The organism is Neorhizobium sp. PAMB6716, from assembly GCF_058242805.1.
In genome coordinates, this window is record NZ_CM177835.1 from 2,749,629 (window position 1) to 2,774,003 (window position 24,375).

Annotated in this window: 25 protein-coding genes; 6 read left to right on the forward strand and 19 right to left on the reverse strand. The window is 60.3% G+C overall.

The window, feature by feature from the left end; genetic code table 11:
- The first annotated feature begins 3 nt into the window (after positions 1–3).
- From AC4CWH_RS13405 to AC4CWH_RS13425, 5 genes are all read left to right on the forward strand, one after another.
- The gene (locus AC4CWH_RS13405) at positions 4–1,317 is read left to right on the forward strand and encodes an NAD(P)/FAD-dependent oxidoreductase (RefSeq protein ID WP_491319136.1); all 1,314 of its coding nucleotides are present in this window, start codon (positions 4–6) and stop codon (positions 1,315–1,317) included.
- A 210-nt stretch (positions 1,318–1,527) separates the two neighbouring features.
- The gene (gene zwf / locus AC4CWH_RS13410) at positions 1,528–3,000 is read left to right on the forward strand and encodes a glucose-6-phosphate dehydrogenase (protein WP_491282555.1); all 1,473 of its coding nucleotides are present in this window, start codon (positions 1,528–1,530) and stop codon (positions 2,998–3,000) included.
- A 5-nt stretch (positions 3,001–3,005) separates the two neighbouring features.
- Positions 3,006–3,704, forward strand: coding sequence for a 6-phosphogluconolactonase (pgl, locus tag AC4CWH_RS13415; protein ID WP_491319137.1), 699 nt, complete (start codon positions 3,006–3,008; stop codon positions 3,702–3,704).
- Positions 3,705–3,807: 103 nt separating this feature from the next.
- Positions 3,808–5,628 carry a phosphogluconate dehydratase gene (gene edd / locus AC4CWH_RS13420; protein WP_491319138.1) on the forward strand — a complete coding sequence of 607 codons (1,821 nt, stop codon included), beginning with the start codon at positions 3,808–3,810 and terminating at the stop codon, positions 5,626–5,628.
- Positions 5,629–5,638: 10 nt separating this feature from the next.
- Complete coding sequence (locus AC4CWH_RS13425; RefSeq protein ID WP_491319139.1) at positions 5,639–6,019, forward strand: nuclear transport factor 2 family protein; 381 nt, start codon at positions 5,639–5,641, stop codon at positions 6,017–6,019.
- A gap of 110 nt (positions 6,020–6,129) precedes the next feature.
- Here AC4CWH_RS13425 and AC4CWH_RS13430 read toward each other — a convergent pair whose 3' ends face one another.
- From AC4CWH_RS13430 to AC4CWH_RS13455, 6 genes are all read right to left on the reverse strand, one after another.
- Positions 6,130–6,486, reverse strand: a complete 357-nt coding sequence (locus AC4CWH_RS13430; RefSeq protein ID WP_491282560.1) for a hypothetical protein — start codon at positions 6,484–6,486, stop codon at positions 6,130–6,132.
- Positions 6,487–6,794: 308 nt separating this feature from the next.
- Positions 6,795–7,883, reverse strand: coding sequence for an ABC transporter ATP-binding protein (locus AC4CWH_RS13435; protein ID WP_491319140.1), 1,089 nt, complete (start codon positions 7,881–7,883; stop codon positions 6,795–6,797).
- Between the two features lie 22 nt (positions 7,884–7,905).
- The gene (bglA, locus tag AC4CWH_RS13440; protein WP_491319141.1) at positions 7,906–9,561 is read right to left on the reverse strand and encodes a beta-galactosidase BglA; all 1,656 of its coding nucleotides are present in this window, start codon (positions 9,559–9,561) and stop codon (positions 7,906–7,908) included.
- A gap of 28 nt (positions 9,562–9,589) precedes the next feature.
- Complete coding sequence (locus AC4CWH_RS13445; protein ID WP_491319142.1) at positions 9,590–10,753, reverse strand: carbohydrate ABC transporter permease; 1,164 nt, start codon at positions 10,751–10,753, stop codon at positions 9,590–9,592.
- A gap of 1 nt (position 10,754) precedes the next feature.
- On the reverse strand, positions 10,755–11,768 hold the full coding sequence (locus AC4CWH_RS13450) for a carbohydrate ABC transporter permease (protein WP_491282564.1): 1,014 nt from the start codon (positions 11,766–11,768) through the stop codon (positions 10,755–10,757).
- Between the two features lie 106 nt (positions 11,769–11,874).
- Positions 11,875–13,197 (reverse strand): ABC transporter substrate-binding protein, encoded by a 1,323-nt coding sequence (locus tag AC4CWH_RS13455; RefSeq protein WP_491285426.1) that lies wholly within the window; start codon positions 13,195–13,197, stop codon positions 11,875–11,877.
- Between the two features lie 313 nt (positions 13,198–13,510).
- Here AC4CWH_RS13455 and AC4CWH_RS13460 point away from each other — a divergent pair, with 313 nt between their 5' ends.
- Positions 13,511–14,536 (forward strand): LacI family DNA-binding transcriptional regulator, encoded by a 1,026-nt coding sequence (locus AC4CWH_RS13460; RefSeq protein ID WP_491319143.1) that lies wholly within the window; start codon positions 13,511–13,513, stop codon positions 14,534–14,536.
- 36 nt (positions 14,537–14,572) lie between these two features.
- On the opposite strand, the gene folD is transcribed toward AC4CWH_RS13460, so the two are convergent.
- The 13 genes from folD to AC4CWH_RS13525 form a co-directional block, all read right to left on the reverse strand.
- Positions 14,573–15,472, reverse strand: a complete 900-nt coding sequence (gene folD / locus AC4CWH_RS13465; RefSeq protein ID WP_491319144.1) for a bifunctional methylenetetrahydrofolate dehydrogenase/methenyltetrahydrofolate cyclohydrolase FolD — start codon at positions 15,470–15,472, stop codon at positions 14,573–14,575.
- Positions 15,473–15,678: 206 nt separating this feature from the next.
- Positions 15,679–16,389: a hypothetical protein gene (locus AC4CWH_RS13470; RefSeq protein ID WP_491319145.1), complete on the reverse strand. Its 711-nt coding sequence runs from the start codon at positions 16,387–16,389 to the stop codon at positions 15,679–15,681.
- A 153-nt stretch (positions 16,390–16,542) separates the two neighbouring features.
- Complete coding sequence (locus AC4CWH_RS13475) at positions 16,543–17,082, reverse strand: hypothetical protein (protein ID WP_491319146.1); 540 nt, start codon at positions 17,080–17,082, stop codon at positions 16,543–16,545.
- Positions 17,082–17,447, reverse strand: coding sequence for a hypothetical protein (locus AC4CWH_RS13480; RefSeq protein WP_491282569.1), 366 nt, complete (start codon positions 17,445–17,447; stop codon positions 17,082–17,084). The genes AC4CWH_RS13475 and AC4CWH_RS13480 overlap by 1 nt, the downstream gene beginning before the upstream one ends.
- A 26-nt stretch (positions 17,448–17,473) precedes the next feature.
- A complete protein-coding gene (locus AC4CWH_RS13485) occupies positions 17,474–18,031 on the reverse strand; it encodes a rod-binding protein (protein WP_491282570.1) in 558 nt (185 codons plus the stop codon).
- Between the two features lie 268 nt (positions 18,032–18,299).
- Complete coding sequence (locus tag AC4CWH_RS13490; RefSeq protein WP_491282571.1) at positions 18,300–18,710, reverse strand: hypothetical protein; 411 nt, start codon at positions 18,708–18,710, stop codon at positions 18,300–18,302.
- Between the two features lie 7 nt (positions 18,711–18,717).
- Positions 18,718–19,470 carry a flagellar biosynthetic protein FliR gene (fliR, locus tag AC4CWH_RS13495; protein ID WP_491282572.1) on the reverse strand — a complete coding sequence of 251 codons (753 nt, stop codon included), beginning with the start codon at positions 19,468–19,470 and terminating at the stop codon, positions 18,718–18,720.
- The gene (flhA, locus tag AC4CWH_RS13500) at positions 19,467–21,554 is read right to left on the reverse strand and encodes a flagellar biosynthesis protein FlhA (protein WP_491282573.1); all 2,088 of its coding nucleotides are present in this window, start codon (positions 21,552–21,554) and stop codon (positions 19,467–19,469) included. Before flhA ends, fliR begins: the two co-directional genes overlap by 4 nt.
- 122 nt (positions 21,555–21,676) lie before the next feature.
- Complete coding sequence (gene fliQ, locus AC4CWH_RS13505; RefSeq protein WP_491282574.1) at positions 21,677–21,943, reverse strand: flagellar biosynthesis protein FliQ; 267 nt, start codon at positions 21,941–21,943, stop codon at positions 21,677–21,679.
- 39 nt (positions 21,944–21,982) lie between these two features.
- Positions 21,983–22,465, reverse strand: coding sequence for a flagellar hook assembly protein FlgD (flgD, locus tag AC4CWH_RS13510; protein ID WP_491282575.1), 483 nt, complete (start codon positions 22,463–22,465; stop codon positions 21,983–21,985).
- Complete coding sequence (flbT, locus tag AC4CWH_RS13515; protein WP_491282576.1) at positions 22,456–22,905, reverse strand: flagellar biosynthesis repressor FlbT; 450 nt, start codon at positions 22,903–22,905, stop codon at positions 22,456–22,458. The genes flgD and flbT overlap by 10 nt, the downstream gene beginning before the upstream one ends.
- Complete coding sequence (flaF, locus tag AC4CWH_RS13520; RefSeq protein ID WP_491282577.1) at positions 22,902–23,249, reverse strand: flagellar biosynthesis regulator FlaF; 348 nt, start codon at positions 23,247–23,249, stop codon at positions 22,902–22,904. Before flaF ends, flbT begins: the two co-directional genes overlap by 4 nt.
- A gap of 37 nt (positions 23,250–23,286) precedes the next feature.
- A complete protein-coding gene (locus tag AC4CWH_RS13525; protein ID WP_491319147.1) occupies positions 23,287–24,372 on the reverse strand; it encodes a flagellar hook-associated family protein in 1,086 nt (361 codons plus the stop codon).
- Positions 24,373–24,375: the final 3 nt, after the last annotated feature.

Consider the following 24,375-nt stretch of genomic DNA (forward strand, 5'->3'; position numbering starts at 1 on the left):
CGCATGAACGGCACCCAAAACAGCAGCCGGGAGAGATGGCAAAGCCCCATCGCGCCCGGCATATCCTGGTATCAGGACAGCGTTGTCGAGCGCCCCACCTATCCGCCGCTCGACGGATCGACAAGCGTTGACGTCGCCATCATCGGCGGCGGTTTCACCGGATTGCAGGCGGCCTATAATCTGGCCGAGCGCGGCGTCAACGTTCTTCTCATCGAGGGCGGGCGCTTCGGCGACGGCGCATCCGGGCGCAACGGTGGCCAGCTTGGAACCGGCCAGCGCGCCTGGCCGGACGAGCTTGAGCCGGAACTGGGCTACGAGCGTTCCCGCGCGCTGTTTGATCTCGCGGAAAACGCCAAACGTTACCTTCTCGATTTTGCCGAAACCCACGGCATCGACGTGGACTTTCTGCCCGGCCAGATGAATGTCTCGCATAAGAAGGGCCATGAGGATGCCTATCGGCGCTCCGCCGATCTTCTGGCGACCCGTTACGATTATCCGCATGTGACATTCATGGACCGCGAGGAAACGGCGGCCCGGCTTGGCTCCTCGGCTTATCATTACGGCGTGCGCGATACCGGCACCGGCCATATCCACCCGCTGAAACTGCTGGTCGGTCTGGCGCGGGCAGCAGCGCAGGCAGGCGCACGTATCTGCGAGATGACGCGGGCGCTGAGCATCACGCAAAACGGCGGCAAGACGCTGATCGAGACGCCCAGTGGCCGCATCACCGCCGACCGTGTGCTGATTGCCACCAATGCCTATATCGGCAATCTGGAACGCGAGACGGCAGCCCATGTCATGCCGATCCGCTCCTTCATTGCCGCAACCGTGCCGCTCGATGCGTTTCCAAAGGTCATCCCCGGCAACGAGGCCGTGGCCGATAGCCGCTTCGTCGTGCGTTATTTCCGCAAGAGCAAGGACGGACGCCTGCTGTTTGGCGGTCGCGAGGCCTATACCGCCGACAGCCCGCGTGACATTTCCCAGCACATCCGCAAGCAGATCGCCGAGCTTTACCCGGATCTGAAGGACATCGATATTACCCATGCCTGGGGCGGCTCGGTCGGCATTACGCTGACGCGAAAGCCGTTTGCGCGCGAGGTGATGCCGGGCGTCACGTCTGTCGCGGGATATTCCGGCCATGGCGTCATGCTGTCAAACTATGCGGGTAAGATGTATGCTGACGTGGTGGCCGGCAATTCCAGCGAACTGGATCTTTTGACCGACCTTCAGGTTCCGCCCTTTCCGGGGGGACAGCGATTGCGCGGCCCCCTGCTGTTTCTGGCGCTGACCTGGTTTGCGCTTCGGGACAGATTTTGAGGCCATGCCCGAAAAAGGGTCGGCACAAGGATCACATGGAATGCAGGCCGACAGGATAAAGTGGCCACCCTGCCCTTCTCCCCATGACGGGGCGCCACGCAACCAAAGCTGAAACGGCTACGCCCGCGACAAAATAACAGAAGCGGGCTGGCATTTTTAAATCGATTAGATTATGAAATCCACAACCTCGAGACTTGGAAAGTGCAAGGCATGAGCAGCCAGATCATCCCCGTGGAACCCTTTGACTATGTCGTCTTCGGCGGCACCGGCGACCTTGCTGAGCGCAAGCTCCTTCCGGCCCTCTACCACCGCCAGATTGAAGGCCAGTTCACCGAACCGACCCGTATCATCGGCGCCTCGCGCAGTGCGCTGACGCATGAGGAGTTTCGTACCTTCGCCAATGACGCGCTGAAGGAATTCCTGAAAGAGGGTGAATACGACGAAGCGGAAGTCGCAAAGTTCCTCGCCCGCCTGTTCTATGTGTCGGTGGATGCCAAGTCCGATGCCGGCTGGGATGTCCTGAAAAAGCTGCTGGATGACGGCAAGGAGCGCGTCCGCGCCTTTTATCTCGCCGTGGCGCCCGCCATTTTCGGGGCGATTTCCGAAAAAATCCGCGACCACAAGCTGATCACCAAATCGACACGCATCGTGGTGGAAAAGCCGATCGGCCGTGATCTCGCCTCCGCTCTTGATCTCAACGACAACATCGGCAAGGCGTTCAAGGAAGAGCAGATCTTCCGTATCGATCATTACCTTGGCAAGGAAACCGTGCAGAACCTGATGGCGCTGCGCTTTGCCAATGCCCTCTACGAGCCGCTCTGGAACGCTCAGTATATCGACCATGTGCAGCTGACGGTGGCCGAATCGGTCGGCCTCGAAGGCCGTGCCGGTTATTACGATACCGCCGGCGCCCTGCGTGACATGGTGCAGAACCATATCCTGCAGCTCCTCTGCCTCGTTGCCATGGAAGTGCCGTCCTCGATGGATTCGGAAGCCGTGCGCGATGAAAAGCTGAAAGTGCTGCGCGCACTGAAGCCGGTGACCGCTGCCAATGTGGAGCAGATGACGGTGCGCGGCCAGTACCGCGCCGGCGCCTCTGCCGGTGGCCCCGTCAAGGGCTATCTGGAAGAGCTGGAAGGCGGCGTATCCAACACCGAAACCTTCGTGGCGATCAAGGCCGAGATCAACAACTGGCGCTGGGCGGGTGTTCCCTTCTACATCCGCACCGGCAAGCGGCTGGCGAGCCGCATGTCGGAAATCGTCATCACCTTCAAGCCGATCCCGCACAACATTTTTGATCCCGCAGCCGGTCGCATTTCGGCAAACCAGCTGATCATCCGCCTGCAGCCGGATGAGGGCGTCAAGCAGTCGTTGATGATCAAGGACCCCGGTCCGGGCGGCATGCGCCTGCGCAATGTCTCGCTCGACATGAGTTTTGCCGCCGCCTTCAACGTGCGCAGCCCCGATGCCTACGAGCGCCTGCTGATGGACGTGATCCGCTCCAACCAGACGCTGTTCATGCGCCGCGACGAAGTGGAAGCGGCATGGAAATGGGTGGACCCGATCCTCAAGGCCTGGGAAGCCACCGGCCAGCTGGCGCAAGGATATACCGCCGGCACCTGGGGTCCGAGCCAGGCCATTGCGCTCATCGAGCGTGACGGCCGCACCTGGCACGAGGGTTGATGCCGATGAGCGCGCATCTTCACGCATTCGCCGATGCCGAAGCGCTTGCCGCGCAGCTGGCGCTCGACGTCTCGACAAAGCTTTCCGAGGCGATTGCCGCCCGTGGCTCCGCCTCCATCGCCGTCTCCGGCGGCTCCACGCCAAAGCGCTTCTTCGAGGCGCTTTCGGGCCGTGACATCGCCTGGGAACGGGTGACGGTGACACTGGTGGACGAACGTTTCGTGCCCGCAGACAATCCGCGCTCCAACCATCTGCTGGTGGCAACCCACCTGCTGAAGGACAAGGCGGCGGGCGCAATCTTCCTGCCGCTTTACGCCGATGTGGCCTCTGCCCTCCAGGCAGCCGCGATTGCCACCGACCGCACGGCTGACATCGGCAATCCCTTCGATGTGGCGATCCTTGGCATGGGAACGGATGGACACACCGCCTCGTTCTTTCCCGGTGGCAACCATCTGGAGCGTGCCATTGCGGCAGACACGCCACGCGGCGTGATGACGATGGACGCCGATGGTGCTGGCGAAGAACGCCTGACCTTTACCTTCTCAAGCCTTGCCGATGCGCGCCTTCTGGTTCTGCATATCGAAGGCGACCAGAAGAAAGAGGTTCTGGCGCGCGCAGAAGGCGGCTCTGACGAGATGGAAATGCCGATCCGCGCCATGCTGAACCGGGCCGGATCCGACCTCGAGATCTACTGGGCGCCCTGAACAGGCCCCGCACACGCGCTGCAGCCTGCGGCGCAAGTTGCAACAGAAACCTGAAAACCGGCGGGCAGTCCCGGCCCGCTGGATCCATGTATGGAGATTGGCCATGGCTGCCCATTCGAGCATCGAAGCGATCACCGCCCGCATAGTCGAGCGATCAAAGCCGCACCGCGAGGCCTATCTCGGCCGCGTGCAGAAGGCGATTTCGAAGGGCGTCCACCGCTCCACCCTCTCCTGCGGCAACCTGGCCCATGGATTTGCCGTCTGTTCCCCCGCCGAGAAGGACGCGCTGGCCGGCGATGTCGTCCCCAATCTCGGCATCATCACCGCCTATAACGACATGCTCTCGGCCCACCAGCCCTACGAGATCTTTCCGCAGATCATCCGTGATGCCGCCCGCGAAGCCGGCGGCGTGGCGCAGGTGGCCGGCGGCGTGCCGGCCATGTGCGATGGCGTGACACAGGGACAGCCAGGCATGGAGCTGTCGCTGTTTTCGCGCGATGCGATTGCCATGGCCGCCGGCATCGGCCTCTCCCACAACATGTTCGATTCTGCCGTCTATCTCGGCATCTGCGACAAGATCGTGCCCGGCCTTGTCATTGCAGCGCTGACGTTCGGCCACCTGCCCGCCATCTTCATTCCGGCAGGCCCGATGACGACGGGACTTCCGAACGACGAAAAATCCCGCATTCGCCAGCTTTATGCAGAAGGCAAGGTTGGCCGCGCCGAACTGCTGGAGGCCGAATCCAAATCCTACCACGGCCCGGGCACCTGCACCTTCTACGGCACTGCCAATTCCAACCAGATGCTGATGGAAATCATGGGCTTCCACATGCCCGGCGCCTCCTTCGTCAATCCCGGCACGCCGCTTCGCGAAGCGCTGACCAAGGAAGCCGTGAAGCGCGCATTGGCCATCACCGCACTTGGCAACGAATTCACGCCGGCCGGCGAGATGATCGATGAACGCTCCATCGTCAATGGCGTTGTCGGCCTGCACGCCACCGGCGGCTCGACCAACCACACGCTGCATCTCGTTGCCATGGCGCGCGCCGCCGGTATCCACCTGACCTGGCAGGATATTTCCGAGCTGTCGGACGTCGTGCCGCTGCTCGCCCGTGTTTATCCGAACGGCCTTGCTGACGTGAACCATTTTCATGCGGCCGGCGGCATGGGCTTTTTGATCAAGCAGCTCCTGAAAACCGGCCTTGTGCATGACGATGTGCGCACCGTGTTCGGTCAGGGGCTTGAGGCCTATACGGTCGAGGCCAAGCTCGATGAAAAGGGCGCTGTCATGCGCGAAAAGAGCCCCGAGGTGAGCGGCGATCCAAAAGTGCTCTCCACCATCGACACGCCGTTCCAGTCGAATGGCGGGCTAAAAATGCTGCACGGCAATCTCGGCAAGGCGGTGATCAAGATTTCCGCCGTCAAGCCGGAGCGCCACGTGATCGAGGCCCCCGCCATCGTCTTCCACGGCCAGCAGGAGCTGCAGGATGCTTTCAAGCGCGGCGAGTTGAACAAGGATTTTGTCGCCGTCGTGCGGTTCCAGGGCCCGAAGGCGAACGGCATGCCGGAACTTCACCGCCTCACCCCCCCGCTTGGCGTGCTGCAGGACCGCGGCTTCAAGGTGGCACTGGTGACTGACGGGCGCATGTCCGGCGCATCCGGCAAAGTGCCGGCCGCCATCCACGTGACCCCGGAAGCCTGCGACGGCGGTGCCATCGCAAAGATCCGCAACGGCGATATCGTGCGCCTCGATGCCGTCAACGGCACGCTGGAAATTCTGGCCGACGCCACCGAATTTGCCGCCCGCCCGCTGGCTGAAGCCGATCTCGAAGACAACGAATTCGGCATGGGCCGCGAACTTTTTGCGCCTTTCCGCCGCCATGTCGGCCCGGCCGATTCCGGCGCAAGCGTGTTTTTCGGGTGAGGATGAGCGGATGAGCAAGCTTGCGTCTGAAGAGGTTGTTCATCCCGTCGAAAAGCAGCTTGAGGCTTACAACGCCCGCGATATCGACGCCTTCATGGCGTGGTGGGCGCCCGATTGCCAATATTACGCCTTCCCGGATCAACTCCTCGCCGACGGTGCAGAGGCGATCCGGGACCGCCATATCGAGCGTTTTAAGGAAACCAACCTCCACGGCCACCTCATCAACCGCATGGTGATGGGCAATCTCGTCATCGACCACGAAACCGTGACCCGCACATTTCAGGACGGCCCCGGCGAGGTGGATGTGATCTGCATTTATGAGGTGACCGATGGCCGGATCACCAAGGCCTGGTTCAGGATGGGGACGGTGAGGCTTGCGGGTGTGGATTAGCCTTGGCGTCGGAATTCGGCAAAAGCGGTACGTTGAAACCCGGGTAACGATATCCGGCGGAAACACTAGACTTATTTAGACTTGGCTAGCTGTTTAGCCCACAGCCCCCTTCACCAGCTCCGCACATCCATCTTCTTGTCCCGATGTGCCGGATGGGTCGAAAAGATAAAGATCCGATCCAGTTCCTTCTGCGTCAGCAGGCGCAGGAAACGCACGTCGATCGTGTTATTGGTGTTGGTGCGCATGAGGATGCAGCCCACTTTCATGATGCGGGCGTCGGGGATATCCAGCACGAATTCGTTGGGCAGGTTATACTGCGTCAGCAGCGCCAGAACGGCGCCGCTCATGGAGACGCGCACCATGTCGCAGCGGCGGGATGCCATGTGCATGACGTGTTTTTCGGTATATTCGATGCGCGCGGCGTTCATCGTGTCTTCCATGCGAAACCGCGTTTCGCGGTCGTACATGAAGGACTCCTCCCGTTTCAGATAGTTTTTCGGGTTAACGGTCATCGCGGCCTCGGACATGAACTTGCTGGACGCGATGACTTTAGAACCGGAAGCTTAATAGAGCGTATGAAGAATAGCTCCAGATTCCGTGGCCCTGTCAGATAAGACAGATCTGATATTCCTCACAATCTGTTCAAGACTTCTCTGCGGCGCCGCGAAAACGGTGATTTCGAGAACCGGAGCAGAGCGCACTGAACGTCCGTGAGCGCTGGATAAACAAAAATCGCCATTTGCCGCCCGCCAGGGGGAATGATGGGCCAAAAATGTCAGCGCCGGTAGGTCTGGCCGTCTGCATCGAAGAGATGCATCTTGTCCTCAGTCGCGGTAAAGCGCAGCACAGAACCCTTCTCCGCCTTGAAGATGCCGGGGATCTTGGCGATGATCGGTTCTTCGTCGGAGAGACCATCGATATAAAGCAGCGTGACTTCGCCAAGCGCTTCGACGATGGCGACCTTGCCCTCGAAAAGATAATTGTCGCCCGTCGTCACCGTCAGGTCTTCCGGGCGAATGCCGAAGCTTGCGACCTTGCCCTTTTCGGAAGCGGACGTTGCCACCGGCACGGAAACGATGGTGCCGCCGCGAAGCTCGATGCCGGTGTTTTCGCCGGGTTCCTTGATGGTGGCCGGGATGATGTTCATGGCGGGAGAGCCGATGAATTTGGCGACGAACAGGTTTTTCGGCCGCTCGTACAGTTCGAGCGGCGGTCCGACCTGCTCGATACGGCCGGCCGAGAGAACCACGATGCGGTCGGCGAGCGTCATCGCCTCCACCTGGTCGTGCGTCACATAAATCATCGTGGTATCGGGCATGCTCTCGTTGAGCTTGGCGATTTCGATGCGGGTGGCGACGCGCAGCGCCGCATCGAGGTTCGACAGCGGCTCGTCGAACAGGAAGACTTTGGGATCGCGGCAGATGGCGCGGCCGATGGCGACACGCTGGCGCTGGCCGCCGGAGAGCGCTTTCGGCAGGCGCTCCAGATATTGAGTCAGTTGCAGGATATCGGCAGCGGCGCGCACACGCCGGTCGATCTCTTCCTTGCTTTCCTTGGCGATGCGCATGCCAAACGCCATGTTGTCGTAGACGGTCATGTGCGGATAAAGCGCATAGGACTGGAAGACCATGGCGATGCCGCGCTTGGAGGGCGGCACTTCGTTGACCTTCTGGCCATCGATCAGCAGATCACCGCCGCTGATTTCCTCAAGCCCCGCAATCATCCGCAACAGCGTGGATTTGCCACAGCCGGACGGGCCGACGAAGACGATGAATTCACCCTGGGCGATGGTGAGATCGATGCCGTGCAGCACCTTCACCTGCCCATAGGCCTTGCGAACATCCTTCAGAACCAGTCCGGCCATGTCTCTCTCCCCTTTTTTGTCTTCAGGCGTGGCGTGCGAAAAACGCGCCCCAGGCCGGCAGGTTTATGGTGCGCGCATCAATCACGCTGTCAAAGCCGTGGCCTTCCAGCGCCATCCAGTCGCCTTCCGGCAGGCTGGCTTCTGCCGGGTCCGCGCTCATGTTGAACAGGCAAAGCACCGTCTCGTTGCCGAACGTGCGCTCGTAAGCCAGCACATTGCCATCCACCGGCAGGAAGCGGATCTCGCCCTTGGCAAAGGCCGGATGCTGGCGACGGAAGGCCAGGAAACGGCGGTACTGCTCCATCACGGAGGACTGATCGCCCTGCTGCACGTTGACGGCGCGAATCTGGTGTTCGACCGGGATCGGAAGCCATGGCTTTTCGGCGCTGGAGAAGCCGGCCTGCACGGCATGATCATCCCACACCATCGGTGTGCGGCAACCATCGCGGCCCTTGAATTCCGGCCAGAACTGGATGCCATAGGGGTCCTGCAGGTCGGCAAAGGCGATATCGGCCTCCGTGAGGCCCAGTTCCTCGCCCTGATAGATGCAAACGGACCCGCGCTGGGTCAGAAGAATGGCGGCCAGCAGCTTGGCATAGGCATCGCGATCATGCACCTCAGCGCCCCACCGGCTGACATGGCGCACCACGTCATGGTTGGAAAAGGCCCAGCAGGCCCAGCCCTCAGGGGCAGCGGCGGCAAAGGAATGCTGCACCTCGGCCACGCGCTCGGCGGTCAGCATATCAGGCGCCAGGAATTCGAAGGCGTAGCACATCTGCATCTTGTCGCCGCCGGACGTATATTCCCCGACGATTTCCAGACCACGCTGGCTGTCGCCCACTTCGCCAACGGCGGCAATGGCCGGAAATTCGTTCAACACGGCGCGGAAGCGCTTCAGGAATTCGAGGTTTTCCGGGCGGTTCTTGTCGTAGATGTGTTCCTGGAAATTGTAAGGGTTCACCGCCGGCGCGGTGGAGGCGTTGCGGCGTTCCGGCGCGAGCGCCGGGTTATCGCGCAGCTCCCGGTCGTGAAAATAGAAGTTGATCGTATCGAGGCGGAAACCATCGACGCCGCGCTTCAGCCAGAAACGCACCACATCCAGCAGCGCATCCTGCACTTCCGGATTGTGCAGGTTCATATCCGGCTGCGAGGTGAGGAAGTTGTGCATGTAATATTGCATGCGCGTCGGATCCCAGGCCCAGGCGGACCCGCCGAAGATCGACAGCCAGTTGTTCGGCGGTGTGCCATCGGGTTTAGCATCGGACCACACATACCAGTCGGCCTTCGGGTTGAAGCGGCTGGAGCGGCTTTCGATGAACCAGGCATGCTGGTCGGAACTGTGGGAGATGACGAGGTCGATCATCACCTTGATCTTCAGACGATGCGCCTCGGCAATCAGCGCGTCGAATTCCGACAGCGTGCCGAACATCGGATCGACATCCGTATAGTTCGAGACGTCGTAACCAAAATCCTTCATCGGCGACGGGAAGAAGGGCGAGATCCAGATGGCATCTGCGCCGAGCGCTGCGATGTGCGGCAGGCGCGCGGTAATGCCCTTCAGGTCGCCGACGCCATCGCCGTTGGAATCCTGATAGGAGCGCGGGTAGATCTGGTAGATGACCGCGCCGCGCCACCAATCGGCATCCGGCGCTTCGATGGTCTGGGAAGAAGCAAGCATGGAAAGGAAACCTTGAAAATGAAAGTGCTCAACCGCCCTTGACGGAACCCGCCAGGAGGCCGCGCACCAGATAACGTTGTAGAGCGAAGAACACAAAAAGCGGCACGAGGATGGTAATGAACGCCGATGCCGTCAGAATTTCCCAATTGCCGCCGCGCGAGCCGAGCAGCGCATTGAGGCTGCCCGTCAGCACCAGCTGGTCGCGTCCCGTGCCCAAAAACACGATGGCAATCAAAAGGTCGTTCCACACCCAGAGAAACTGGAAGATGGCGAAGGAGGCAAGCGCCGGGAAGGACAGTGGTAGCACGATCTTCACGAAAATCTCGAAATCCGAGGCGCCATCGACACGCGCGCTTTCGATGATTTCCTTCGGCAAGCCAGCGATGTAATTGCGCAGCAGATAGATCGCGAGCGGCATGCCGAAGGCGGTATGGGCCAACCAGATGCCGGCATAGGTCTTGGACGAGGTGCCAAAGAAACTGCCGACCTCGTTATAAAGCCGCAACAGCGGAATGAGCGACATCTGCAAGGGCACAACGATGAGGCCGACGACCAGCGCAATGATCAGCGTGCGGCCGGGAAAATGCATCCACGACAGCGCATAGGCGGCAAAGGCGGCAATCAGAATGGGGATGATGGTGGCGGGGATCGTCACCGTCAGCGAGTTGATGAAGGCCTGCCCGATGCCCTCGGCATTCACCACCGTGCGGTAATTGTCAAAGGTGAAGGCCGGCGGCGAGGCAACCGAGAGATAGATGCGCTTGCCACGCGAGCCCTCGAAAGGGGCATTCTTGGTGTAGACGTAAGAGCCATCCGGCTTGACGGTCAGCGTCTCGCCTTCGCCGAGATCTGCCGGTTCGTCGGCCGGGAAGGCCGATGGCTCCTGCACGCGAACACCAAAGGCGCGCACCGTGCCGCCCTGACCTTCTTCGAAAACGGAGCCAGTGATGACGTAATTGGCGCCATCCTGGCGCGCGGTCGATGGGTCTCCGAGGCGCCCGGCGCTGGTCTGCGTCGAACTGCTGAATGCCGTCCACCAGCCGGACGTGGTGATCTGACCCTTGTCACGCACGGAGGTGACAAGGATGCCGAGCGTCGGCACCAGCCAGAGAATGGCGATGAAGAGAACCGAAAGGTGAACGATGAGGCGCGGCAGGCCGACGCGGCGGATGCGGGTGGCGATGTTTGCCATCTCAGTGACCTCCCTGCTCGCGATTTGCCTGGCGGATGTTCCACACCATGATCGGCGTGACGGCGGCCATGATGATGAGCGCGATAACCGCACTTCGACCGCTATCGCCGCCACCGCGGAACATCCAGTCAAACATCAGGTTGGCCAACACCATCGTGCTCCACTGGCCGTTGGTCATGGTCAGCACGATATCGAAGACCTTCAGGACGAGAATGGTGATGGTGGTCCAGACGACGGCAATCGTGCCCCAGATCTGCGGCACCATGATTTTCCAGAAGATCTGCCAGCCATTGGCGCCATCGATGACGGCAGCCTCGATGGTTTCCTCCGGAATGCCGCGCAAAGCGGCCGACAGGATCACCATGGCAAAACCGGTCTGGATCCAGATGAGGATAATCATCAGGAAGAAATTGTTCCAGAACGGCATGGCGATCCACACCTCAGGATCACCGCCGAAAAAGGTGACGATGGCGTTCAAGAGACCAATCTGCGTCTGCCCGGCACCGCGATATTCATAGATGAACTTCCAGATGACGGAGGCGCCGACAAACGAGATCGCCATCGGCATGAAAACGATGCTTTTGGCGATATTGCCCCACCAGATACGGTCGGTCAGCACGGCGATAACGAGGCCGAAGAAGGTGCAGGCGGCGGGCACCACGGCAAGCCAGAGAATGTTGTTGAAGATCGACTGACGGAAACCGTCATCGAAAATGGCCCAGCGGTAATTGGCAAGGCCGACATAATTCACGCCGGAACGATCATAGAAGGAGAGGATGAACGTGGCGATGACGGGATAAACGAGGTAGATGCCGAGCAGCAGAAGCGCCGGGCCGAGAAACAGCCAGGGGCGCACGGTGGCGCGCCGGTTGAGATTGCGCGAGGCCTGCGTCACGTCGCCGTCGCGCACCGGAAGTGCAAGGTTCAGCAGCTTGTCGGACAGCCAGTAATAGAATGCGCAGGCAAACACGCCGACGATCATTACGCCGACAGCCGAGACGATCTGCGATGCCATGTTCCCTCCTCCACGGTCCTGCCCTGGACCCGGCTTGATGCCGCTTGATTGTTTTAAGGCAAGGCACGCCGCCGTTCTTTTGAAACGGCGGCGCCTTTAATGGCGGTTACTTCAGGCCGTCCCAGGCCTTCTGGATCTCGGTGCCCACCTGTTCGCCTGACTTGCCGCCGACGAAATCGACCATGCCGGTCCAGAACGCGCCGGCGCCGATCTTGCCGGGCATCAGGTCAGACCCGTCGAAACGGAAGGTGGTGGCGGTGGAGAGAATTTCGCCCTGCTTCTTCAGCGCATCATTGGCGTAGGTTTCGATGTTCACGCCCTTGTAAGGCGTGAGGAAACCGGACTGCGCCATCCATACTTCATGGGCGATGGGGGTCTTCAGGAATTCGACGAAGGCCTGTGCGGCAGGCGAATCCTTGGTGATGGCGACCAGCGTGCCGGCACCCAGAACCGGCGTGCCAAGCTCGGGCTTCGACGCATAGGTCGGCATGTAGAAGAAGTCAGCATCCGTGCCGAGCTTGGTTCCCTCTGGGAAGAAGGTCGGGATGAAAGAGGCCTGATGGTGCAGGTAGCATTTCGGCGGAATGCCGAAGAGGCCCTTCGGGCTGTCGCGGAAGTCGGTCGAGGCCACAGCTGCGACGCCGCCCGAGACATATTTCTCGTTCTTGGCAAACTTGCCGAATTCCTCGATGACGCTGACGACCTTGGGGTCATTGAACTTCATCTCGTTCGAAACCCATTTGTCATAGGTCTCGCCGGTGTTCATGCGCAGCATCAGGTCTTCCACCCAGTCGGTGGCCGGCCAGCCGGTGGCGCCACCGGAACCGAGCCCGATGCACCAGGGTGTGCCGCCATCCTTGACGATCTGGTCGGAGAGCTTGAACAGATCCTCCATGGTCTTGGGAACCTTGTAACCGGCTTCCTCGAAATTTTCCGGCACATACCAGACGAGCGACTTCAGGTCGGCCTTGTAGGGGAAGGCGAAGAAGGCATCCTTGCCATCCTTGCCCTTGTAGGTGCCAAGCTTCACCCAGCTGTCGCCGGCACCGTAATTGGTCTTGACCCAATCTGATGTGTCCGACTTCAGCGGCGCAAGGAAACCCTTGGAGGCGAGATCCTGCAGAAGGCCCGGCTGCGGCAGGATGGCAATGTTCGGCGCCGAACCGGCCTGCGTATCGATAACGATCTGCTGCTCGTAGTTTTCAGAGGAAGAATACTGCGCGTTGGCACCGGTCGCCGCATTGAAATAGGCCAGAACCGTCTTGAAGAGGATCTCGTCATCGCCGCGCCACGGACCGAAGACGCTGAGCGACTGGCCCTTTAGGTCACCATGGGCTGCCTTGAAGTCATCATAGCTTTTCCAGTTAAATTTTGCATCCTGCCCCGGCGCAAACTTCAAATCGGCCGCCTGAACCGAAGTAAAAACCATGGAAAACACGGCAACACTTGCCAGCAATACTGATTTCACGTCGAATTCCTCCCTTAATGTTTAATTGATCTTCCCACCCAGATCTGCTTAAAGGCTTTCAAAGCGCTTTGAGTGGAAGAAAGCCATGGCGACCGCCCTCAAGTCAAGGGCTTTTTCCAATGCATGTTCCTTCTGCAAAGTGTGAATTCAGGTAGGGCGAAGGTCAGGAAAGTCCAATTTTGCGTTTCCGTCAAATAGATGCGCTGATACAGTCCGAAGCGCTTTGGGTGCGGCTTGCGGGAGAACAGCTGCATGGGACGGAGAATTTCAGGTCGTGAACCTCAAACAATTGTCTGAATTGCTCGGCCTGTCGCAGACGACGATCAGCCGTGCCCTCAACGGATACCCGGAGGTGAATGCCCAGACGCGGCTTCGCGTGCTGAAGGCCGTGCAGGAAACCGGTTACCGGCCAAACCGCGCCGCCCGCAGGCTGGCCACAGGCAAGGCCGGCTCCATCGGCCTCATCATGCCGATTGCGTCTGAACAATCAGCCGACATCCATTTTGCCGAATTCCAGCGCGGGCTGGCGGATGAATGTCTGGCCCATGAATTTCATTTCGTCATCATGCCCTCCCAGCCGGACGAGGAAGAACAGGCCATTCGCGGGCTGGTCTCAAGCGGCAGCGTCGATGCCTATTATCTCGCCTACATGCGCGAGCACGACAGCCGCATCGCCATGGCAAAATCGCTGCCGACGCCGTTCATCGTGCATGGCCGCTCTCTGGGACTTGCCGAGGATTATCCTTATGTCGACGTGGACAATGAGCGGGCGTTTCGCGAGGCAACGGAATTCCTGCTCGACCTCGGCCATCGGCGTTTCGCGCTGATCAACGGCCCGGCCGATCTCGACTTTGCCATCCGCCGCCGCATGGGCATCGAACAGGCGCTTGCGGCACGTGGCCTGACGCTCGAGGACCACGCCGTCAGCAACACGCTGATGACCGATGCCAGCGGTTACCGCCAGATGGCGCAGATCCTGGACAGCGACGTGCGACCGACGGCCGTTTTGTGTGCCAGCACGGTTCTGGCGCTCGGCGCGGTGCGGGCCATCAGCCAGGCGGGAAAGGTTCTGGGGCGTGATATCTCGCTCATCGCCCATGACGACGACCTGATGTTGCTGAAGCCTGAAAACTTCATCGTGCCGCTGACAACGACCGGCTCGTCGCTGCGCGACGCCGGCCGCAGGATAGCCGAGCGGCTGATCGCAGCGGTTGCCGATCCCGACGCACCCACGCTGCTTGGCGAATTGTGGACGGCAGACCTGATCGTGCGCGCCTCGACAGGTCCGGCGCCGGCCTGACAGGCTGCTGCAGAATTTAGCCGGCGGCCGTGGACGTCAGAAAGTCGGGATCGGACGGCCGAGCGACCGATAGGCGGCAACCACGGTATTGGCCATCAGCATGGCGATGGTCATCGGTCCGACACCACCCGGCACCGGCGTGATGACACCGGCCACATCGAGGCAATCGTCGAAGGCGACATCGCCGACGAGGCGTGTCTTGCCCTCGCCCTTTTCCGGCGCATCGACGCGGTTGATGCCGACATCGATGACGGTGGCACCGGGCTTCACCCAGTCGGCCTTGACCATCAGCGGACGCCCGACGGCGGCGACCAGGATATCGGCCTGCCGGCAGACAGTCGCGAGATCTTTCGTGCGCGAATGGGCCATGGTGACGGTGGCATTGGCCGCCAGCAGAAGCAGGCCCATCGGCTTGCCGAAGAGGTTGGAGCGACCGATGACGACGGCGTTGAGGCCGGACAGATCGGCGCCATGTTCGTTGCGCACCAGGATCATGGCGCCCGCCGGCGTGCAGGAGACGAGGCCGCTTGCCAGATCGCCGCTCGCCACCTTGCCGGCATTCACCACGTTCAGGCCATCGACATCCTTTTCCGGACGGATGGACTGGATGACCGGTTCGGAATTGAGGTGGCCCGGCAGCGGCAATTGCACGAGAATTCCATGCACGGCCGGATCGGCGTTGAGCTTCTCGACGAGGTTTTCCAGCATGTTCTGTGTGGTGTCTTCCGGCAGCGTGTACTGCATGGAATTGAACCCGCATTGCTTGGCCATGCGGCCCTTGGCCCCGACATAGGCGTGGCTTGCCGGATTATCACCGACGATAACAACGGCAAGCCCGGGCTTCACACCGGCTTCCGCCTCAAGCTTTGCCGCCGCCTGCGTCACGATATCGGTGACGGTTGCCGCCGACTGCTTGCCATCGATGATTTTCGCCACGCGCATGTCTCCTCATGGGGTTCCGGGTGCCGGCCGCGGCCCTGTCGCGCCTGCCGGAGCACGCACAACAAAGCCTGGGCCGTGTCGCTTCCCCAACGCCCTATGCTGTCAAAACGGCGATTGCAAGGGGATTGCCGCGTTTGGCAGACAGGAGAAGATGACGTGTCGCCTGGGTTCAGCCGAGAGGTCGGTGTGCGGCAGGCAGATCATCCATAGTAGCTGGTGGGCTCTTGGCATGCCCGCTGGTGCGCGACACAGTGCGTAAACAGATCCTCGGTCGGAACGATGAGGCCATGATGGAGCAGATTGGCATCCTGCTCCACCCGGCTTTCGGCCGCACTGCCTTCGCCATCGACAAGAAGAAGATCGGCGCCTGCCGAATCTGCCGCGGTGATGACCTCATGCCATGGTGCGTGGCTGCGGATAAAACGGTGCGCCGCCTCCAGGCGCTTGGCATCTGACCCGACAAGCAGGATACGGCGGCGCTCCATGTAGGTGAGGAGCGAAGAGACGACCTGAACCGGCTGGAACGTATCAACCGCATCGACCGGTCGGCGCGCGGCAACCGACAACATCAGCGCCAGGGTGCGATCTGTCGGCAGAAGAATGCGGGCCATCAGTTTTTCGCGTGCGGCAGGATCGACGATCGAGCGGCAAAACCCGGCAAATGTCAGGAAGCCAACGGTACGATTGCCGCTCCGCGCACGGGCTGCCGCATCGAGCACCAGAAGCGTTTCGCCCCAGGATAAAACGGGAAACGGCAGACCCAGCAGATGAGGGGCCAGCGAATGGGACGCTGGTGGCACGTGCGTCTGTTCCGGACCACTGGTGAAGACGCCGTTGCGCCCGTCCCGTCTTTCCGACGGCTCGAACGGCAGGCTGGATACGCGGTCCAAGGCATGATTTTGACGTGACATGAAGAAGCACCTGACATTCGTTGCAAACTGTGAAGCAGCAATATCAGGAGGCTCTAAAACTGCATTTAAACGAAAAAATCGAATCCTAACGATGGGATTCGACTTTCGTTAAGACTTCGATGGGGACGCTTTGCGGCGCATCGCAGGCCAGTTTTAATGGCCGGTCTTCACCGCCTCGACGGGGGCCACGCCTTCGACGATCTTCGTCGGCATCACCTGCTTGCCCTGCGGGCGCTCGGCATTGGCGCGGATATCGTCCTTGGAGAGGTAATCGATCTGCTCGACAAGCGGTTCGAGAACGTAATCTTCGCCGAACTTCTTGTTGAGATTGTCCTTGATGCTGGCCTTGAAGGTTTCAAGGTCAAAGGCCTTGGTATCGGAAAGATCCACCATCCGGTTGCCGACCAGCAGGGTGAAAAGCTCGTCGGTCATCATTTCGGTCAGCGGCAGGTGCAGACCCTTCACCTTTTCCTTGTCCATGAGGAAAGAGATGCGGGTGATGAAATAACCCTGCACGGCGCCGTTGGCGAGGACGGGCACGTTGATCGCCTCGCCCTTCACCAGTTCGGATTTGTCTTTCAGCAGTTGCGACTCATCCACCGGCGGGGGCGGCGCCGACATCTTCACGGAGAAATACACCGCACCCAAGGTGACGACGCAGACCCACAGACCGGTGATAATGAGCTTAACCATCAGGATTCGCTGTAATAGAATTGTTCTTGGGTATAGGTGCCGTCACCATCGGCGTCGCGCACGGCGTTTTTCAACAGGTCTGCCACGGTGCGCACGGCATTCAGATGCGCTTCCACCCGCCGCGCATTCAGCGCCAGCTTCACCTTCAACGCGTGCATCTGCTCGATGTGGTTGACGGCCAGCTCCTGCGGGCTGGTGCTGCGGAACAGCATCGTCAACTCATAGAGGCAACGGCTCTTGTGCGCGTTCGACACCTTGAGGTCGAACTGCGGATCCTTGCCGATCCGTTCATTCTCGTTGTCGACAATCATCTCCAGCCGGCCAAGAACCGTCTTGATACGATAATCGTTGGAGATAACTTCCATGTTTTCGGTTCCGCTATGCTGCATTGTCACGCCTCGCCCCGTTCGGCCGGTGCAAGGTCGAATACCTTACGTTCAAAATCGTTGATCATGGAGAGCGTCCGGCTGCGGTCATCCTCGTCGGTTTGCGCATTGACCTCACCCTGGCTGCGGGCCTTCTGCAGCGCCTGGGAATAGACCTGCTCGGCAATGCCGACGCCGCCGCTCTTGGAGATCTGGTCGGCGATCTGTTCCGACATCATGCTTTTCCAGAACTCGCCGGCCGAGCCCTTGCCATAGACCTGCTCGCTGTCACTCGGCATCATCGAGTTGACGAAGGTCTGCAGGATGGAGGCCTCGAACTTGCGATATTCCTGCGGCATCTCGGCCGCTTTCGCCTTCTTCTCGGCGCGTTCAATACCGGCCTTGGTCTCGGAACCGTCGAGCAGATCGACGGCCACGGCAAATCCGGTGCCGGCAGAGGCAAGACTGGTGGCGGCAAAGGCCGCGCGGGTTGCTTTCAATTTTGCCTGGGCGGCCTGGACATCGCTGGGGTCAGCGGCGCGCAGCACATCGAGCACCAGGTCGCTGGGAGGAGAGATCGCCACGTGAGCTTCCTTTCGTCTGAGTGGCGAGACTATGCGGGGTGAAGCTTGCTGCAGGCTGGCGTGACCGCGATCGGACAAAAACAGAGGAGGAAGCCTGACGAAGCGGTGTCGAGTAAAGAACTCAACCTTTTGTTTTTGAAAAGTATTTATGGAAATCAGGAGCCGGCGCCCTGTTTGTCTGAAACGCAGTGCTTACGCCGAGAGCCGCTGCCGGGCGCTGCGAAAAGGTCGCTTCCCGCCTCGCGGCGGCAACGAATCGGACAGATTGTCAGAAAGGTTTGGCCTTGCCCGGAAGCAGGGTCATTTCCAGGAGATCATAGATGGCGTTGTCATCACGTTCGCGGTCTTCGCTGTCGCGCGCATCCTTCATGTGTTCTTCCAGCCGGTCGCCCTTGGTGCGCTCGCGGATGACACGGGCCTCCAGCACCTGCTGTACGCCGGCAAGCTGCTTGTCCTTGACCATCAGGCGGCCGAAGCGTTCGGAATAATTGCGCGAGAACTGCATGTGCAGCGGCGTCATCGAGCCGATGGCATCGATGACCAGATCCATCTGCTGGCCCACTTCGACGCGCTGTACGGTCGTTGAGGCAAGCTCTCCCTCGGCCATCTTTTCCAGATGCCGCTGGACAGCAACGAGCCGTTTGAGCTTTTTGGATCTCGGTTGTCCGCTGCTTGCCATGGCCGCCTCAAAAGGAGTTGAAGACCGCCGGAAATCCGTCGGCGAACTGCCGCATCATCGCGGCGATGGCAAGATAGAGCATGAACACGCCCCCGGTGATCAGGTAGGGCGTCGAGATGAAGTAGACCGGGATCTGCGGCGCAAGCTTGTTGACGAGGCCGATCGCCACGTTGAACAGCAGCCCGTAGATGAGGAAAGGGCTGACGAGGCGCAGCATGATGGAGGTGGAGGCGCGCAGCGTATCGGTGAGCGTGATCAGCATTTTCTGCGGCTCGACGAGTGCGCCGACCGGCGTTGCCTTGTAGGAATCGATCAGCGCGTGAAACACCATGTGATGGAAATCCATGATGAACAGCAGCATCAGCCCGGAAAAGGTGATGAGACTGGTGACCGAGGATTCCGAGGTATCCTCGATGATATCGTGGCCGCCGGGCGCTGTGAAACCGATCGACATGCCAAGGATTGCGCCGGCATATTGCAGGCCGAGCACGTAGAAGCGGGCAATCATGCCATACATCACGCCGACAAGCGTTTCAGACGCGATGAGGCCGATATAGGTGCCCGGCGGCGCCGATGCGTTCGGATAGACACTGTCCCAGATCACCGGCAGGATCGCCATCGAGACCGCGATTGCCACCATCAACCGGATATTTGTCGGCAGTCGGGCGCTTGAAAAACCCGGCAGGGTCAGAATGCAGCCACCCATCCGGCAAAACGCCAGGAAGAGAGCAAGCATTATCCCCTGCGGGTCTGTTATCATGAAATCGAGCCCAATATCTTGATGTCGAGCCCCTTGGCGAGTTCCACATGCGACAGCACGGGAAGCGTCGAGAACAGGCGTTCGATGATCATGCGCACATAGGACCGTGTTTCGGGCGAGGTGACAAGCACGAAAGGCAGGCCACGATCCATGAATTCACGGATAACCTTGCTCGCCTGCTCGCTGAACTCCTCGAGCGCACGCGGATCGATGTCGAATTCCACCACGTCGCCCTTGGGATCGCGCTTCAGTGCCTGGTGGAACAACAGGTCCCACTTGCTGCCGAGACGCAGCACGCGCAGCACGCCATTGTCGGCGAGATCGCCGCAGAGCTGCTGGGCCATGCGCACCCGCACATGCTCGACGATCTGTTCGGTCTTTCTGACATGCGGCGCAAGTTCCGCCACCGCTTCCAGGATAAGGTGCAGGTTGCGGATCGAGACCCGCTCGGCCAGAAGCAGTTTCAGCACCGCCTGAAGGCCGGAATAAGACATGTGCGACGAGCAGATCTCGTCCGCCAGCTTCTTGTATTCCGGGTCCATCCGGTCGATCAGCACCTTCACGTCCTTGTAAGACAAAAGCTGCGGCAGGTTGTTGCGGATGACTTCGGAGAGATGCGTCAGCACCACCGAGACATTGTCGATCGGGTGAAAGCCCTCGCGCTTCAGGTCATCGGCAAAGGCTTCGAGAATGGAAACCGCCGGCATGCCGAAAGCGGGTTCGCGGATCTCGTCGCCGGGAATGCTCGGCTTGCGCCCGGAGCCGGTGACGACAAGCACATCGCCGACGCGCAGCGAATTGGAGGCGATCGTCGTGCCGTGGATGCGGATCTGGTAGGATTTTTCCGGGATCGAGATATCGTCGGCAACCTTGATCTCGGGCACAACGAAGCCATATTGCGTGGCAAACTTCTTGCGCATCTTGCCAACCCTGAAGGCCAGCTCCTGATGCGCGCCGAGAAGCCGCGTCGAGACCTGCTTGCCGAGCGCCAGCTCGATCTCGGCCGTCTTCAGCATCGACTTGACGGAATCCTTTTCGGCTTCCTTCGTCTGGATGACCTTCTTTTCCTCGGTATCGCGACGCGCCTTGGTTTCGGCTTCCAGACGACGCGGCACGATCCAGGCGCCAAACGCCATGATGCCGCCGAGCGTGACGAAGGGAAGAAACGGCAGACCGGGAACCAATGCGAGAATACCCATCAGCGAAGCTGCCAGCGACAGCGCGCGGGGATAACCACCGAGCTGGTCGATAACAGCCTTGTCGGCGGTGCCGGGCGTTCCACCGCGCGACACCAGAAGGCCGGCAGCCAGCGACACGACGAGCGCCGGGATCTGCGAGACGATACCGTCGCCGACCGAAAGCCGGACGAAGACGTCAGCGGCTTCGCCGATTTCCATGCCGTGACGGAAATAACCGATGATGATGCCGCCGAAGACGTTGATGGCGGTGATGAGGAGGCCGGCGATGGCATCGCCGCGCACGAACTTGGAGGCGCCGTCCATGGCGCCGAAGAACATGCTTTCCTCTTCCAGCTCGCGGCGACGGTGCTGCGCCTGCTTTTCGTCGATGATGCCGGCCGAAAGGTCCGCATCGATCGACATCTGCTTGCCGGGAATGGCGTCGAGGGTGAACCGTGCGCCCACTTCGGCGATACGGGTCGCACCCTTGGTGATGACGATGAAGTTCACGGTCACCAGGATCAGGAAGACGATCACCCCGATGAGGAAGTCGCCGGACATGACCAGTTCGGCAAAACCGGCAATCACGCCGCCGGCGGCGGTGTGTCCCTCGTGTCCGTGGCTGAGGATGACGCGCGTCGTCGCGATGTTGAGCGACAGGCGGATCATCGTGGAGATCAGGAGAATGGTCGGGAAGGACGAGAAATCGAGCGGCCGCTCGATCCAAAGCGCCACCATCAGGATCAGCACGGAAAAGGCGATGGAGAAGGCCAGGCCCATGTCGATGAGGAAGGTCGGGATCGGCAGGAACAGGATGCACAGGATGGCGATGATGCCAAGGGCAAAACCGATATCCCGGCCGTTCGGGGCGACCTTGGGAATGGAGAGTGAGGGTGGTTGCGCCATGGATTTCCGTCTCTTCATGAGAAGGCGGCGCAACGGAGGTCACGCCAGTTCATGACAACCCTAGAGGTCGAAGCTTGCGCGAGGATGGCTGAACCTTGCGCAGGCATCGGTGTGAAGCGGCGTCAGAAACCCGACTGCACGCGCGAAAAGACAAGCTCTGCAAACAGGTAGATCTGGCTGCCGATGAACGGAGCCGACAGCCCGACAGCGAGCAGGATGGCAACGATCTTCGGCACGAAGGTCAGCGTCATTTCCTGGATCTGGGTGAGAGCCTGGAGAAAGGCGATGCCGACGCCGACCACCATGGCCGCAAGGACCGCGGGGCCGGAGGCGACGAGGACCGTCCTCATCGCCGCCTGCATGATTTCAAGCGCATCGGCTTCATTCATTGAGCCACTCCTTCCCTGTTACATCCAGGGATGATTCGATCAGTTGCTTGTATCGGTCGATGTGTCCGACGTCGAGGATTCCGTGTCGGTGATCGGATCGTTCGACAGGATGACGCCAGCCTGCATGAGCACCTTGTCGCCGTTTTCGGTCACGGCGATGAGGCCGTCGGAATAGACCTGCGCTTCCTTGATCTTGCCGGTCACCGTATCGTCGGCACTCTTGACATATTTGCCGACGAGATCGCCGGCCCGCGTCAGCGCCTCGGCCTGCAGCATGCTCTTCAGATGCGTGTTCGTCTGGATGGTCTGCTCCACCTGCGAGAACGACGCCAGCTGCGAGATCTGCTCGGATGCATCCATCGGATCGGTCGGATCCTGGTTTTTCATCTGGGCAATGAGCAGCTTCAGGAAGCTGTCATAGTTCAGGCTGGCATTGTTCTTGTCAGTGGACGAGGCGCCGGCATTGGCCCAGGGGTTGGATGCCGCGGTCGCCGTCGTCGTGGTGACCGGGTCTACCGCCATGGTGCGATCTCCCGACGGATCTGCTCGACCGTTGCCGGCGTCATTTCCTGGTTGTTGAGAATGCGGTCCTCGATGGCATAGAGCCCGCGGATCGCCTTCAGCGCGTCGAAGGCGCGGCCGCTCGCCACCATGGCATCGATGCGCTTCAGTTCCGCCAGGACCTCGTCATCATGGAAGCAGGAGAGCAGCATGGTGATGGACTTGCGGAACATCGTCAGCGACTGGTCTTTCCCCTCGGGGTTGATCAGCATCATCTGCGCAATGAAATAAAGCTGACGCAAAGGCGTCGTGGCGTCTTCCAGCTGGAGAACGTGGTTTTCCAGAAGGAAGGTCACGTCGTTGAGGAATTCCAGCGCGACCTTGCGGTCCACCCGCAGGACGGCGCCGTTGATGAAGATTCTTTCGCCGGATTTCAGCGAGATGCGCAGCGTACTTTTCATTTAAGTCCATCCCTGATGATGGTTGTCACGTCGATGATGCCCTGGAAGTTGTCGGACTGACGACGCCTGATGCGTTCGCATTCCTTGAGGATCCAGAGGGCAATGGAGATGAGATTGGCTCGGAGTTCGAGATTCAGTTCGTTTTCCGGCTGGCGCAGGTCCTCGATGAACCTGATCCAGACGCGCCGGGTGTAGAAAAGTGCTTCGATCGTCTGACGTGCATTGGGCGGCGCATCGCGTGCCGCCTTGAGCAGATCGATGGATCGCTCGAGTGCCTGCCGCTCACGGGACTTGGCGTCAGCGACGTCGTCCTCCATGATCTCGGCATATGAAAACTGGTACATTCATGTATCCTTCATTTTCACCAACGTCCTTCGGTCATCAAAGGAAGTTCACAAGGCTCAGCTGTTGAATTCGCGAGGTCAGTGTGTAGGCCGCTTCGAGAAGCGCCTGCAGCGACGTGACCCGGGTGGATGCTTCGTAGGCATCGATGCCCTGAAGATCGTTCAGATGCGTTTCGATGATGGTTTTCTGCGCTTCGAGGGTCTCGTCCGCCTGCTTGACGCGCTGCGACGAAAGCCCGATCTCTGAGCGCTGGCTGTTGAGGCCGGAAATCGCCTTGCCGATCGCAGCCGTGGATTTCTCCACCACGACGCTGCGCACGTTTTCCGGAATTTCCTCCGTCAGGAACTTGCTGGCAACGACCGAGGCGAACATGAAGCTGCGAAAGCCGCTGCTGTTGGCATTGGTCGAAGTGGCCACCACTTCCGTTGCGCTGATGCGCGTCGTCATATTGGTGTCGCTGGCATCCGACACGAAGTTCGACCAGAAATCCTGGCCGCCAAGGCCGGTATGCGGTGGGTCGCTCAGCGCCGTCGTGCCGTTGAACTTGCCCTCGAGATCGGTGAGGAAGCTCTGCATCTGCGAAGGCGTCATGGTCTCGGCGGACGCGATGCCGTTGTTCGTCAGGTAGAAATTCAGTTCCGTATCAACCGCTGCATTGAAGGGCGAGCTGGCTTCGGAATAGGAGGTGAGCGGCTTCACATCGGTATTGGTGCCGGCAAACAGGTATTCGCCGGTGACCGAGGTGTTGGCGATATCGGTGAACGTGTCCATGGCACTGCCGATCACGGCGCGCGCATCGCCAAGCGTCGAGGTGCTGTCCGTCAGCGCCGCCAGCGAATCCAGCACTTTCTGGCTGACGTCGGAAAGCTTCGACAGCGCTTCCTCGGAGGAATCCAGGCGTTGCTCGGCAATAGAGTTGGTGGTGAGCTGCGCATCGATGCGCATGACATCGCGGCTGAGGTCGATGCTGCGGGACGTGCTGCCCCCCAGCGCGACGCCCATGTCGGCATGCACACCGGTGGTGACTTCCTCATTGGCCTTGACGAGTTCGCTCTGCGCCTTGGCCATGGCCTGGCGCAGGCTGGTCTGGATGGAAACAGTCGAGCTGAAAGAGGTTTTCATGGT